This is a genomic window from Aeromonas sp. QDB20, from assembly GCF_027707805.1.
Lineage (GTDB): Bacteria > Pseudomonadota > Gammaproteobacteria > Enterobacterales > Aeromonadaceae > Aeromonas > Aeromonas dhakensis.
Map to the genome: position 1 here is coordinate 38,253 of NZ_JAPCJC010000006.1, position 13,075 is coordinate 51,327.

Sequence of the window (13,075 nt, forward strand, 5' to 3'; positions counted from 1 at the left end):
TCTCTCACGTACTTTTTCCCGACCTGCAAGTAAGGAAGCCTGATGACTGAACGCTATATAGGCTTGATGTCCGGTACCAGAATACGGCATGGGATCGAGGCCACTCCCTCTCTCACGTACTTTTTCCCGACCTGCAAGTAAGGAAGCCTGATGACTGAACGCTATATAGGCTTGATGTCCGGTACCAGCATGGATGGCATTGACGCCGTGCTGGTCGTGATCGAGGGGGATCAACTGCGGGTCGAGGCGGCCCTCAGCCACCCCTGGCCCACCGCCCACGAGCTGCACGCACTCAGCACCCCGGGCGACAACGAGATCGATCGCATGGGGGTGGCCGACAACCTGGTCGCCCGCGAATTTGCCGCCGCCACCCACGCCCTGCTGGCCAAGGCGGGGCTGACTCCCAAGGATATTCGCGCCATCGGCAGCCACGGCCAGACCATCCGCCACCGTCCCCAGCTCGGCTTTACCCTGCAGATCGGCAACGCGGCCCTGCTGGCGGCGCTGACCGGTATCGACGTGGTGGCCGATTTTCGCACCATGGACATGGCCCTCGGCGGTCAGGGGGCGCCACTGGTGCCCGCCTTCCATCAAGCCTTCTTTGCCCGCCCCGGCGCCCTGCGGGTGGTGCTCAACCTCGGCGGCATCGCCAATATCTCTGTACTGCCGGGCCAGGCCGATGGCGTCTATGGCTTTGATACCGGCCCGGCCAACACCCTGCTCGACGGCTGGTATCGCCGCCATCACCCCCAGGGGGCCGGCTACGATGCCGGCGGCCAGTGGTCGGCCAGCGGCCAGCTTATCCCTGCACTGCTGGAGCAGCTGCTGGCTCACCCCTACTTTGCCGCCCCCCACCCCAAGAGCACCGGGCGGGAGATGTTTACCCTCGACTGGCTCGATGGCGAGCTGGCCGGCCACGCCCATGCCCCGGCGGATGTGCAACGCACCCTGCAGGCGCTCACCTGCCACAGCGTCGCCCGCCAGCTGCCCGCACTGGCTGATGCGCAGAGCCAACCCGAGCTGTATGTCTGCGGCGGCGGCGCCCATAACGCCCCTCTGCTGGCGGAGCTGGCCAGCCTGCTGCCCGGCTGGCGCATCGCCAACACGGCCGAGCTGGGGATCGCCCCCGACTGGATGGAAGGCGCGGCCTTTGCCTGGCTGGCACAACGCTTTATCCACCGCCAACCCGGTAACCTGCCCGCCGTCACCGGTGCCAGCCGCCCCGCCGTGCTGGGTGCCCTCTATCCCGCCTGAGCCAGGACTAGCCCAAGGCACCGCCTGAACAAGGAGGGCAACCTGCCCTCCCATACGCCTGTGCCAGCCGCCCCGCGATACTGGGTGCCCTCTATCCCACCTGAGCCATACCTGGTCTAAGGCACCGCCTGAACAAGGCTCCTGCAACCCAGGCGGCCGACCTCTCAAACACCAGACCCAGTCGCGCCGACCATGGGGCGATACCGGGTTTTTCCGCCAGAACAGGGCAACGCGGCAGCGCTATCTTGTCCGGGTTCCAGGCACAAGCTTTACACCCGCTGAACCAGCCTGCCCCCCCTGTTGCATCATTCGCCCGATATCGGCTGGGCTGGAACATCCGTCCTAATATTTGCCCCTGATGGCGCTTGTCCCACGCTGCAATTTCATTGCATAAACCTGACGGGTGCCATCTGGAAAATAACGGCAGCCAATATCTGGCAAATAACGGCTGCCCGCGGCGAGCTTTGCCTGCAAATAAGCAGACAGCCATGCAAAATCACTGAATGATATGTCAGGTGCCGACGAATGGGCACAATAACCGCCCCCGGCTAGCATATTTTCCATGCATATGACAGCCCCTTTCAACGCAATGAAATGCATAGCCATGCATAGTTTTTTGCATTAACAGCGAAATAGTGCCAATCATTAACGCTTTATTCACAGGACCGATCGCTGAGCATGATGGCGGGAAGCCACGCCATTCGGCCTTCACCACCATAACGCACTATATGAAGCCATTTATCCCGTCATTTATCGTGCATTGAATGCCATTCTGGCTATATTTCAGAGCGTTGAGCCACCTCATAGAAATGCGATCCCGGTTTGCATCCCCTGAATACCCTTCATAGAATCCTCTCGTCTGAGATAACCAACCCAATCCATACCTCTGTTATCCGATCGCCTGCACAGGCGACCTTGACTCAATATGCGAGGCGATGTTTGCCACCCGTCATTATTTGGCGGGAATGGCCGGCTATTGCCGAAATAAAGAGGAGAGCCCGCTCGCTGGCGAGCCGAGGCGGCCATCAGAAGATGAGGGAGGGTGACCCGTACCTACACCAATAATGATTGAAAAAGGAGTATCGCCATGAGTGGTACCATCATCAAGTCAGCCAGAAATACCGCCAATGCACCGCAGGATCTGAGCCCCAGCACCCAGAGCGTGGCCTTCTCCCACTACAACAATATCTCCGCCCAGCTGCCGGTCGACCCGAAAACGGGCGCTCTGGTCGCAGGGGATATCAAGGCGCAGGCCAGACAGTGCCTCACCAATATCAAGGCCATCGTCGAGAGCATCGATCATGTGATGGATGACGTGGTCAAAATCACGGTATTTCTCAAAGAGATTGCCGATCTCGACGCGGTCAACGCCGTCTATGGCGAGTTTTTCCCCCACCTGCTGCCGACCCGCACAGTGCTGGCGGTGGCCGGTCTGCCGCTCGGCGCCGCCGTGCAGATGGACGCGCTCATCTCCAACGGCGAAGGCACCTTCCCGCAGGCCCCCTGCCCGCTGCTGAAGCTCTCCCGCAACAGCGACAAGGCACCGCAGGATCCGCTCTCGACCCATACCGTCGCCTTCTCCCACTACAACAATATCGGTGCCCAGCTGCCGGTCGATGCCGCGTCGGGCCAGCTGGTCGCCGGTGGTATCCAGCAGCAGGCTGGCCAGTGCCTGCGCAACATCAAGCACGTGCTGGAGAGCATCGATGTGCCGTTTGACGATATCGTCAAGGTCACCGTCTATCTGACCGATCTGGCCGATCTGGATGCCGTCAACGAGGTCTACACCACCTTCTTCCCGGACTCCGCCATTGCCCGTGCCGTCGCCTATCTGCCAGCCCGCAGCGTGATCGTCGCCTCCGCCCTGCCGCTGGGCGCCCGGGTGCAGATGGATGCGGTCATCTCCCACGGTGACGGTACCCCGCCACAGCTGGTGGAAGACAGACACAATCTGGTGATCAGCGCCCGCAATACCGACAAGGCGCCGAGAAGCCCGCTGCACACCCAGACCGTCGCCTTCTCCCACTACAACCATATCGCCGGCCAGTTGCCGCTCGATCTGGCCACCGGCAAGATCCTGACCGGTTGCATCAAAGAGCAGACCGCCCAGTGCCTCGGCCATATCAAGACCATCGTCGAGAGCATCGGCCACGTGATGGACGATATCGTCAAGGTCAATATCCAGCTGAAGAACATCGCGGATCTGGCGGAGGTGGATGCCATCTACACCAAATACTTCCCGGCCTATCTGCCCGCCCGCACCGTGATTGGCGTGAGCGAGCTGCCCGCCGGCGCCCTGGTGCAGATTGATGCTGTGATGTCCAACGCGGAAAGCACCCCGCCGCAGGCGTAAGGTTTGTTGAAATAAAAAGAGACCGGCTATATGCCGGTCTCTTTTTTGGTAACACGAGGGAATATTCTTCTTATGGCATCGACACAGATGCGCGAACGTCCGATGACGCTACGCTAATCGAACCTGTGGGCCAATAACACGCTATCAAATATGGCGTTTCAATTCAGCTTCCCACTGCTTGAACAATTTAAAATCGCTCTCTGCCCTGCTCTTGGCCGCTGTGAACCACTGCACTCCGACCTCATCAGAATGTCTGAACTCCAACCTGAACTCATACTTGGTGCTAATCACCAGTGCCAGACATGCTCCAATCAGAAATGCAATGGCAGGAAGAATCCATGTAATAGCCTGACCTTGTGCATCCGTTGGCACAAATATGAACAGTAGACTGGAAGCGATGGCCCCCAACATAATCATATTGAGTATTTTGTCTTTCCAGGAAAGGACCCGAACCTGTACGTTCGATATTTTACCGAGATCATAACTATCTTTATTGACTTGTAGCTTTTTTGCTGACTGATTGATGACAATGGAACAAGACATGGGAAAACTCCATTTCAGATATACGTCACATGACATTTTTATAATTAACAACGGCACATACAGAATTGACCAGGCCCCGGAAAGCTTGCCGCTTGATGCAATCACCAGGCAGCGACACATAGCTTACGTCACGTTGGCTGAATGAAAACGGCCGAATATCCATGGAGAGCTGATGATGACGGGGATGGTCGGCAGGAATGGTATCGTATGGCGCTATTTTTGGAAGTAACTTGCAAAGAAAAAGCGAGATGGATCAAGTAATCTATCCGGCCAATCTTCACATCGATTTGCTCACGCTCGCCATGCCAAATTCGCCAATAAAAAACGCCCCCCATCTTGCGACGGAGGGCGTTTGATTTTCCAGCTATTGGGCCTGCGCGGCCCAACGTTCAGGAATTACAGGGGCGATTACAGGGACTCTGCGGTCGCAACCACGTTTTCCACGGTAAAGCCGAATTCCTTGAACAGCAGCTCGGCCGGCGCAGACTCACCGAAGGAGCGCATGCCGATGATCTTGCCGCCAAAGCCCACGTACTTGTACCAGTAGTCGGCGATGCCGGCTTCGATGGCCACACGCTTGGTGACGGAGGACGGCAGCACGGACTCCTTGTACTCGGCGGATTGAGCGTCGAATACGTCGGTAGACGGCAGAGAGACCACACGCACGGCACGACCCTTGGCAGTCAGCTGCTCATAGGCGGCAACGGCCAGTTCCACTTCGGAACCGGTGGCGATCAGGATCAGCTCCGGAGTACCGGCGCAATCCTTCAGCACGTAGCCACCCTTGGCGGTATCGGCCAGCTGCTGAGCGGTGCGGTCCATCTGGGCCAGGTTCTGACGAGAGAAGATCAGAGAAGTCGGGCCGTCGGTACGCTCGATGGCGTGTTTCCAGGCGATGGCAGATTCAACCTGGTCACACGGACGCCAGGTGCTCATGTTCGGAGTCAGACGCAGGGAGGCGATCTGCTCGACCGGCTGGTGAGTCGGACCATCTTCACCCAGACCGATGGAGTCGTGGGTGTAAACGAAGATGGAACGCTGCTTCATCAGGGCAGCCATGCGCAGGGCGTTGCGGGCGTACTCCATGAACATCAGGAAGGTGGCGCCGTAGGGGATGAAACCACCGTGCAGGGCGATACCGTTCATGATGGCGGACATGCCGAACTCGCGTACACCGTAGTGGATGTAGTTGCCGGAGGCATCGTCGTTGGTCAGGGACTTGGAACCGGACCACATGGTCAGGTTGGACGGAGCGAGATCCGCAGAACCACCCATGAACTCCGGCAGCAGCTTGCCGAACGCTTCCAGTGCGTTTTGAGACGCTTTACGGGTGGCGATCTTGGCCGGATTGGCTTGCAGGGTTTCGATGATCTTGGCGGAGTCGGCAGCCCAGTTGGCCGGCAAGTCGCCTGCGGTGCGGCGCTTGAACTCGGCAGCCAGTGCCGGGTGAGCGGCTTCATAGGCGGCGAACTTGGCAGCCCAGTCGGATTCCAGCTTGGCGCCCTTCTCCTGACCGTTCCACTCGGCAGCGATGTCGGCCGGGATAACGAACGGTGCGTGGTCCCACTTCAGGAAGGCACGAGCGGCGGCGATCTCGTCGTTGCCCAGCGGTGAGCCGTGGCAGTCGTGAGAGCCGGACTTGTTCGGGGAACCGTAACCGATGATGGTGCGGCAGCAGATCAGGGTCGGCTTGCCGGTCTCGGCCTTGGCGGCTTCGATGGCAGCGTTGATCGCTTCCGGACTGTGACCGTCAACGGCCGGGATGACGTGCCAGCCGTAGGCTTCGAAGCGCTTGACTGTGTCGTCGGTGAACCAGCCTTCCACGTGACCGTCGATGGAGATGCCGTTGTCATCCCAGAACGCGATCAGTTTGCCCAGTTGCAGGGTACCGGCCAGGGAGCAAGCCTCGTGGGAGATACCTTCCATCAGGCAGCCGTCGCCCATGAAGGCGTAGGTGTAGTGGTCAACGATGTCGTGACCCGGCTGGTTGAACTGCTCGGCCATGGCCTTCTCGGCGATCGCCATGCCCACGGCGTTGGTGATGCCCTGACCCAGCGGACCAGTGGTGGTCTCGACGCCCGGCGCATAACCGTACTCCGGGTGACCCGGGGTGCGAGAGTGCAGCTGGCGGAAGTTTTTCAGATCGTCGATGGAGAGGTCATAACCGGAGAGGTGCAGCAGGGAGTACAGCAGCATGGAGCCGTGGCCGTTGGAGAGGATGAAACGGTCGCGGTCGGCCCACTTGGGGTTGTTCGGGTTATGTTTCAGGTGGCTGCGCCACAATACTTCGGCGATATCCGCCATTCCCATGGGGGCGCCCGGGTGACCGGAGTTGGCTTTTTGAACGGCATCCATACTCAATGCGCGAATGGCATTGGCAAGCTCTTTACGAGAAGGCATCTGTATCTCCTGCGATTGCTTCATTTGATGGCCAAGATTAAGGCGCGTCATTGTCCCAGCAGGGGGCGCGGCGTGCAAATATTATCTGGGCGAATAAAGCCGCTTTGGGAGCTCAATCGCTTTTCTTGACGGGGCAAACGATTGAGTCGTAACCACTATCTACCCCAAATGGGGTGAAGAACGGATCTTGTTCGGCCAGGGGGCGGCAAAACCAAAATAGTGCTGGCAATCGAGGGGGTCGCTAACTAAAATGGACGTCCAGATGTAGATACCTCTACAATCATCCTATCATCACCCGGTTATTGCTGCGGCGATAACCCCAGACAAGCTGAGAATCCCATCATGGCAAAGCTGTTTACTTCCGAGTCGGTCTCCGAAGGCCATCCCGACAAGATTGCGGATCAGATCTCCGATGCGGTCCTGGACGCCATCCTCAAGCAAGACACCAAGGCACGCGTCGCCTGCGAGACCCTGGTCAAGACCGGCATGGTCATGGTGGCCGGTGAAGTAACCACCACCGCCTGGGTAGACATCGAGCAGATCGTGCGCGACACCGTGCGCGAGATCGGCTACACCCACTCCGACATGGGCTTCGATGCCGACTCCTGCGCCGTGCTGAACGCCATCGGCAAGCAGTCCCCGGACATCAACCAGGGCGTTGACCGCAGCGATCCGCTGGAACAGGGCGCGGGCGACCAGGGCCTGATGTTCGGCTACGCCACCAACGAAACCGACGTACTGATGCCGGCCCCCATCACCTACTCTCACCTGCTGGTGAAGCGTCAGGCCGAAGTGCGCAAGAATGGCACCCTGCCGTGGCTGCGTCCAGATGCCAAGAGCCAGCTGACCTTTGCCTACGACGACGCCGGCAAGATCATCGGTGTGGATGCCGTGGTGCTCTCTACCCAGCACGCCGAATCCATCAGCCACAAAGACCTGGTTGAAGCAGTGCGCGAAGAGATCATCAAGCCGGTGCTGCCGGCCGAGTGGATCAACAAGGACACCAAGTACTTCATCAACCCGACCGGCCGTTTCGTTATCGGCGGCCCGATGGGTGACTGCGGTCTGACCGGTCGCAAGATCATCGTCGACACCTACGGCGGCATGGCTCGTCACGGTGGTGGCGCCTTCTCCGGCAAGGATCCGTCCAAGGTTGACCGCTCCGCTGCCTACGCCGCCCGCTACGTGGCCAAGAACATCGTCGCCGCCGGTCTGGCCGATCGCTGTGAAGTGCAGGTCTCCTACGCCATCGGCGTGGCCGAGCCGACCTCCATCAGCGTCGAAACCTTCGGCACTGCCAAGGTGGCCGAGGATCTGCTGGTCAAGCTGGTTCGCGAGCACTTCGAACTGCGTCCGTACGGCCTGATCCAGATGCTGGATCTGAAGCGCCCGATCTACCAGGCCACCGCCGCCTACGGTCACTTCGGTCGCAACGAGTTCCCGTGGGAGCAGACCGACAAGGCCGAACTGCTGCGTTCCGCCGCCGGCCTGTAAGCGTCGCGCTTGTGGTATAAAGGGGAGCCTGGCTCCCCTTTTGCTTGTCCGCCATTTGCCGAGAACCCGATGCCCGCCACAGCTACCCGCCTCGATCCCGCCCTGCACCAGCAGTTGCTCACCCGAATCGACGCCTGTTTTGTGCAGGCCGAAGCACGCCTTGGCCGCTCCTTTCCCCGCCCGCAAGTCCATTGCAACATGCGCGGTCGGGCGGCAGGGTCGGCGCGGCTGCAGACCTGGGAGCTGCGCTTCAACCCGGCCCTCTATCAGGCCAACCAGCAGGCGTTTCTGGCCGAGGTGGTGCCCCACGAGGTGGCCCACCTGCTGGTTTATGCCCTGTGGGGCGAAGGGCGTGGCAGATCGCGGGTGCTGCCCCACGGCCGCCAGTGGCAATCGGTGATGCGGGAGGTGTTCGGCCTTGAGCCCAGAACCACCCACAGCTTCGATCTCACGGTACTGGCGCAGCCGACCATCCCCTATCGCTGCCTCTGCCAGCAGCATCAGCTGTCGGTGCGCCGCCACAACAAGGTGGTACGCGGCGAGGCTCGCTACCACTGCCGCCGCTGTAAGCAGCCGCTGGAACGGGTTGGCTCATCGCAGTAAGCCAGCCGGTGTCGCGCCCTTGTGGTAGGGTGCCCGCCATCGTTCGTCAATCATCCCGTTTGCAAGGAATCCCATGCGTCTCATCTCTTCCCTCGCCCTGACCCTGCTGGCCGGTTTGCCGCTGCTCAGCGCGCCCCTGCATGCCCAGACCTTTCGCGAAGCCAAGCAGGATCTGGTCAAGCTCTACCAGAGCCAGCCCGCTGTCACCACCATCTACTGCGGTTGCAACATCGACTATCAGGGCAAGAAAATGAGCCCGGATCTCGCCAGCTGCGGCTATGAGCCGCGCAAGCAGCCCAAGCGCGCCGCCCGCATCGAGTGGGAACACGTGGTACCGGCCTGGGAGTTCGGCCACCAGCTCAAGTGCTGGCAGCAGGGGGGCCGCAAGAACTGCGGCAAGAGCGACGAGTTCAACCAGATGGAGGGGGACATGCACAACCTCTTCCCCGCCGTTGGCGAAGTGAACGGCGATCGGGCCAACTTCCGCTTCTCCGACTGGAACGGCACTCCGGATCAGTACGGCCAGTGCCGGATGCTGGTGGATTTCAAGGAGCGCCGGGTGCAGCCACCCAAGGGGCCGGTACGGGGCCAGATTGCCCGCGCCTACCTCTACATGAGCCAGCAGTATGGGCTGCGTCTGGCGGCGCAACAGCGTAAACTATTCGAAGCCTGGGACAGGCAGTACCCGGCCGACGGCTGGGAGTGCGAGCGCAACCGCCGCATCGGCAAGCTGCAGGGCAATACCAACCCCTTTATTGAAAAGCAGTGCCAGTAACCCCATTTGACCTGGGAGGGGGATCGCCCCCTCTTATCATGAACCCCTTCACCCTCTGTCTCGTGAGCCTTGCTCACCGCCGTGCAGTAGGATATTGAAGGGTTTCCAAGCAAGAGACTGACTATCAGCCATGCGCATTCCACGTATCTATGAACCGGCCGCCCTGCAGGTGGGCCAGACCCTCGCCCTGTCGGAAGACGGCGCCAACCACATCGGCCGGGTACTGCGCATGCAGCCGGGTCAGCAGCTCGAGCTGTTCAACGGCGACGGCAACCAGTACCCCGCCACCATCGCCAATGTGGGCAAGAAGTCGGTGGAGGTGACCATCGACAGCTGCGAGCAACGCTCGGTGGAGTCACCGCTGGCCATCCACCTGGGTCAGGTGATCAGCCGCGGCGACAAGATGGACTTCACCATCCAGAAATCGGTGGAGCTGGGCGTCACCTGCATCACCCCGCTCTTCTCCGAGCGCTGCGGCGTCAAGCTGCCGGCCGATCGGCTGGAGAAAAAACGCGAACAGTGGCAGAAGGTGGTGATCAGCGCCTGCGAGCAGTGCGGCCGCAATACCGTGCCCGAGGTGCGCATGCCGATGGAGCTGGACGCCTGGCTGGCGGAAGAGACCCAGGAGCTCAAGCTCAACCTGCACCCGCGCGCCCCTTACAGCATCAACACCCTGCCAATCCCCGAGCACGGCGTACGCCTGCTGATCGGCCCGGAAGGGGGCTTGTCGAGCGACGAGATCGCCCGTACCGTGCAGGAAGATTTCAAGGAGATGCTGCTGGGGCCGCGGGTGCTGCGCACCGAAACCGCCGCCCTGACCGCGATTACTGCGCTGCAGTGCCGCTTCGGCGATCTGGCCTAACTCCCGGAGCCTGCCAAGGCGGGCTCCTCTACAGAAGGAACAGCGGATGACCATTAAACTCGGCATCGTGATGGACCCCATCTCGGCCATCAACATCAAGAAGGACTCCAGCTTCGCCATGCTCGAAGAGGCGCAAAAGCGCGGCTACGAGCTGTTCTATCTGGAGATGAAGGATCTCTACATGGAGGGCGGTCGCGCCTTCGGTACCATGCGTCCGCTCACCGTCAAATATGACTATGCCGACTGGTATAGCCTCGGCGAGGTGGTGGATCAGCCGCTCTCCAGCCTGGACGTGATCCTAATGCGCAAGGATCCCCCCTTCGACACCGAGTTCATCTACGCCACCTACATGCTGGAGCGGGCCGAGGACGAGGGTTGCCTCATCGTCAACAAGCCCCAGAGCCTGCGCGACGCCAACGAGAAGCTCTACACCGCCTGGTTTGCCGAGCACACCCCGACCACGCTCGTCACCCGCCGCGCCGACAAGCTGCGCGCCTTCCACGCCCAGCACAAGGACGTGATCCTCAAGCCCCTGGACGGCATGGGCGGCGCCTCCATCTTCCGCATGAAGGAGGATGACGCCAACGTCGGCGTCATCATCGAGACCCTCACCGCCCACGGCAGCCAATACTGCATGGCGCAGACCTATCTGCCCGCCATCAAGGATGGCGACAAGCGGGTGCTGGTGGTGGATGGCGAACCGGTGCCCTACTGTCTGGCCCGCATCCCGGCCCAAGGGGAGACCCGTGGCAACCTGGCGGCTGGTGGCCGTGGCGAGGCGCGCCCCCTGAGCGAGGCGGACTGGGCCATCGCCCGCGCGGTGGGCCCTACGCTGAAAGAGAAGGGGCTCATCTTCGTCGGCCTCGACATCATCGGCGATCGGCTGACCGAGATTAACGTCACCAGCCCCACCTGCATCCGCGAGATTGAAGCGGCCTTCGACGTGCACATCACCGGCATGTTGATGGATGCCATCGAGCGCCGGCTGGCCAAGGCTTAAGCCGTCCCAGCCCAGCAGTGACGACAGACTATAAACAACAGAGGCGGCCCAGGGGCCGCCTCTTTTCTATCCATCCATCTATCCAGCGTCAGTCCCCTCAGCAGCGGAACTGCCCCACTTTCTCCTTGAGATCCCCCGACAGCTGCTCCAGCTCGTGGCAGTTCTGGTTGAGCTGGGTGGCCGCCCCGGTCGACTCGGTCGCGATATGGGCGATGTTGACCACGTTGCGGGTGATCTCCTCGGCCACCTTGCTCTGCTCTTCCGCCGCCGTGGCAATCTGGGTATTCATCTCGTTGATCACGTTGACCGAGCTGACGATCTCGCCGAGCGCCTGACCACAGGCCAGCACGGTACGGTTGGACTCCTCCACCTGCTCCAGCCCCTGCTCCATGCTGCTGGCCGCCTGATTGGCCCCCTGCTGCAACTTGACGATGGTCTTGCCGATCTCTTCGGTGGAGCGCTGGGTACGCTGGGCCAGGGTGCGCACCTCGTCGGCCACCACCGCAAAGCCACGCCCCTGATCCCCTGCCCGCGCCGCCTCGATGGCGGCGTTGAGGGCCAGCAGGTTGGTCTGCTCGGCGATGCCGCGAATGGCGTCCATCACGCTGCCGATGTCCCGGCTGTCATCCGCCAGCTGGGTGATCATGGCCGCCGTGTTCTGGATCTGGGAAGAGAGGTGTGACATGCGCGCAATGGCATCCTCCACTATCTGGTGGCCGTGCCGTGCGCTGTCGTCGGCATGGCGGGCCGCATCGGCCGCCTGGTTGGAGCTGTTGGCCACCTCGGCCACCGTGCTGCTCATCTGGTTCATGGCGGTCGCGGTCTGATCCGTCTCCGCCTGCTGCTGGGCAAACCGCTGGCGGCTCTCGACCCCGATATGGGCCAGCTGGGCCGATGCCCTGGCAAGCTGCTCGGCAGTCTCGTTGATCTGGGCGATGAGGCCGCGGAAATGGCGGATCACCTCGTTGAGGGAGTGCGCCAGACTGCCCATCTCATCCTTGCGCAGCACGGGAGCCAGCCGGCTCAAGTCGAGATCCGTCTGCATGCCGCGCAGGATCTGCCCCATGGCCGCCAGCGGCTGGCTGACGCTGCGCCCGGCCCAGATCCCGATGAACAGGACGCAGCCCCCCACCACCACAAACAGCGCGACAAACAGCTGGGTCAGCTGCTGCCTGAGCTGGTTGAGCTCGATCACCTTCTTCTCCGCCTCCTGCAGCTGGAACGCCACCTGCTCGCTCACCGCGTCGCTGACCGGGTCGATCACCTGATAGAGCGGCATGATGGCGGCGGCGAGCGCCGCGTTGTGCTCGCCCGGCGAGCCCTCCAGCAGCCCCATCACCTTTTCTATCTCCCGGTTGGCGGCGGCAAACAGCGCCTCCACCTTGTCCGCCCGCCTGCGCTCCTCGTCACTCATGTCATGGCTGCGATACTGGCGCCAGATGGTGGCGATCTCCTGCTGGGCGGCGCTCATGTCAGCCTTGGAGCGAGCCGGCTCGAAGCCCCCGACGTTGGCCTTGTTGGCGGCATCGATCACCTTGACCGCATAGAGATCGGCGATCTGCTTGAGCTCCTTGAGCTGGACCACCTCCCCCTGATACATGGCGTTGATGCCGGTCATCAGCCGGGACATCGCCTGGGTTGCTCCTATGACCAGCAGCAACAGCGCCAGCAGGGGAACCACACAGCCCAGGATCAACTTCTGCCTGATTGAAATACCTTCCATGGCTTTCTCTCCACTGAAACAGATTGACTGGTCTGAGCCGGCCGCCCAAAAAGCGGTTTTGCCAGACG

Annotated in this window: 11 protein-coding genes; 7 read left to right on the plus strand and 4 right to left on the minus strand. The window is 61.3% G+C overall.

What is annotated here, in order from left to right; translation table 11 throughout:
• Positions 1 to 150 precede the first annotated feature (150 nt).
• Positions 151 to 1,254 carry an anhydro-N-acetylmuramic acid kinase gene (locus PG897_RS09305; RefSeq protein ID WP_201885166.1) on the plus strand — a complete coding sequence of 368 codons (1,104 nt, stop codon included), beginning with the start codon at positions 151 to 153 and terminating at the stop codon, positions 1,252 to 1,254.
• Positions 1,255 to 1,596: 342 nt separating this feature from the next.
• Here PG897_RS09305 and PG897_RS09310 read toward each other — a convergent pair whose 3' ends face one another.
• Positions 1,597 to 1,818, minus strand: coding sequence for a hypothetical protein (locus PG897_RS09310; RefSeq protein WP_201882667.1), 222 nt, complete (start codon positions 1,816 to 1,818; stop codon positions 1,597 to 1,599).
• Between the two features lie 523 nt (positions 1,819 to 2,341).
• On the opposite strand from PG897_RS09310, the gene PG897_RS09315 reads away from it, so the two are divergent.
• Positions 2,342 to 3,607: a RidA family protein gene (locus tag PG897_RS09315; protein WP_201882668.1), complete on the plus strand. Its 1,266-nt coding sequence runs from the start codon at positions 2,342 to 2,344 to the stop codon at positions 3,605 to 3,607.
• A gap of 144 nt (positions 3,608 to 3,751) precedes the next feature.
• Here PG897_RS09315 and PG897_RS09320 read toward each other — a convergent pair whose 3' ends face one another.
• Together PG897_RS09320 and tkt are read right to left on the minus strand one after the other, a co-directional pair.
• A complete protein-coding gene (locus PG897_RS09320) occupies positions 3,752 to 4,150 on the minus strand; it encodes a hypothetical protein (protein ID WP_017778453.1) in 399 nt (132 codons plus the stop codon).
• A gap of 408 nt (positions 4,151 to 4,558) precedes the next feature.
• Complete coding sequence (tkt, locus tag PG897_RS09325; protein ID WP_054544334.1) at positions 4,559 to 6,550, minus strand: transketolase; 1,992 nt, start codon at positions 6,548 to 6,550, stop codon at positions 4,559 to 4,561.
• Positions 6,551 to 6,892: 342 nt separating this feature from the next.
• On the opposite strand from tkt, the gene metK reads away from it, so the two are divergent.
• The 5 genes from metK (at position 6,893) to gshB (ending at position 11,284) form a co-directional block, all read left to right on the plus strand.
• Positions 6,893 to 8,044 (plus strand): methionine adenosyltransferase, encoded by a 1,152-nt coding sequence (metK, locus tag PG897_RS09330; protein WP_005303314.1) that lies wholly within the window; start codon positions 6,893 to 6,895, stop codon positions 8,042 to 8,044.
• Positions 8,045 to 8,113: 69 nt separating this feature from the next.
• Positions 8,114 to 8,647 carry a SprT family zinc-dependent metalloprotease gene (locus PG897_RS09335; RefSeq protein ID WP_117402643.1) on the plus strand — a complete coding sequence of 178 codons (534 nt, stop codon included), beginning with the start codon at positions 8,114 to 8,116 and terminating at the stop codon, positions 8,645 to 8,647.
• A 73-nt stretch (positions 8,648 to 8,720) separates the two neighbouring features.
• Positions 8,721 to 9,422, plus strand: coding sequence for an endonuclease (locus PG897_RS09340; protein ID WP_010633240.1), 702 nt, complete (start codon positions 8,721 to 8,723; stop codon positions 9,420 to 9,422).
• A gap of 130 nt (positions 9,423 to 9,552) precedes the next feature.
• Positions 9,553 to 10,284 (plus strand): 16S rRNA (uracil(1498)-N(3))-methyltransferase, encoded by a 732-nt coding sequence (rsmE, locus tag PG897_RS09345; RefSeq protein WP_017785228.1) that lies wholly within the window; start codon positions 9,553 to 9,555, stop codon positions 10,282 to 10,284.
• Positions 10,285 to 10,330: 46 nt separating this feature from the next.
• Positions 10,331 to 11,284 carry a glutathione synthase gene (gene gshB / locus PG897_RS09350; protein WP_043171821.1) on the plus strand — a complete coding sequence of 318 codons (954 nt, stop codon included), beginning with the start codon at positions 10,331 to 10,333 and terminating at the stop codon, positions 11,282 to 11,284.
• A gap of 97 nt (positions 11,285 to 11,381) precedes the next feature.
• On the opposite strand, the gene PG897_RS09355 is transcribed toward gshB, so the two are convergent.
• Complete coding sequence (locus PG897_RS09355) at positions 11,382 to 13,007, minus strand: methyl-accepting chemotaxis protein (RefSeq protein ID WP_201881702.1); 1,626 nt, start codon at positions 13,005 to 13,007, stop codon at positions 11,382 to 11,384.
• Positions 13,008 to 13,075: the final 68 nt, after the last annotated feature.